This is a genomic window from Loktanella sp. SALINAS62 (genome assembly GCF_018263905.1).
Taxonomy (GTDB): Bacteria; Pseudomonadota; Alphaproteobacteria; order Rhodobacterales; family Rhodobacteraceae; genus Loktanella.
Map to the genome: position 1 here is coordinate 1 of NZ_JAAFZU010000066.1, position 865 is coordinate 865.

Consider the following 865-nt stretch of genomic DNA (forward strand, 5'->3'; position numbering starts at 1 on the left):
ACCAATCCGGACACCTCACAGCAGTGCCCTGACGACAAGGTAAACCGCTTGTTCAAAGCAGATCGGCCCAACCAGCTCTGGGGCGAGCGATTGTGCGCCATTGGTTCAAGAACAAGGGCGAGCGACTTTACATATGTCCCAACGTGGTCAGGAACGGTTTATGTCGCTTTCATCATCGATGTCTTCGCACGTCGCATCGTCGGCTGGCGCGTATCGACATCAATGGCGACGCAGTTCGTTCTCGATGCTTTGGATCAAGCAATCTGGCAAAGACAAACGCCTGATAACAATGGCTTGGTTCATCACTCGGACCGTGGATCGCAATATCTCTCGATCAAGTATACCGAGCGCCTCGTCGAATTTGGCATTGATCCATCGGTTGGAACAGTCGGCGATTCCTATGACAATGCTCTCGCTGAATGCGTCATTGGCCTGTTCAAAACCGAGGTCATCAACCAGATCGGTCCGTGGAAATCGATGCGCGAAGTCGAATGGGAAACGCTGAAATGGCTCGATTGGTATAACAACCGCCGGCTATTCGGTCCCATCGGATACATCACACCCGCAGAAGCAGAGGAGGCATTCTATGCAAATCTAAACACACTCGATAAAGTAGCCTGACGTTGAACAAATCACCCTCCGGCAAACTCGGGGCGGTTCAGCGGACCGCTCGGTAGCGGCTTCGAATGAATGGGGCTTCAACAGCATGATCGTGCTCCTCATGGCGGTACTGGCCAATCCAGCACGTCAAGCTGGCGCAGGATTTGCGCCAGGGTGGGTGACCTGCCACTGAACTTTCATCCGGCGGGAACCGGAGCCCTTTGGGTTGATAGGCCTATTTGCGCAGGTGGAGCAACCGACATCC

At 54.0% G+C, this 865-nt stretch carries 1 protein-coding gene; it reads left to right on the forward strand.

Annotated elements, in window-relative coordinates; translation table 11 throughout:
* A partial coding sequence (locus GZH79_RS17525; protein ID WP_211645068.1) for an IS3 family transposase occupies positions 1 to 621 on the forward strand: 621 nt, incomplete at its 5' end.
* Positions 622 to 865: the final 244 nt, after the last annotated feature.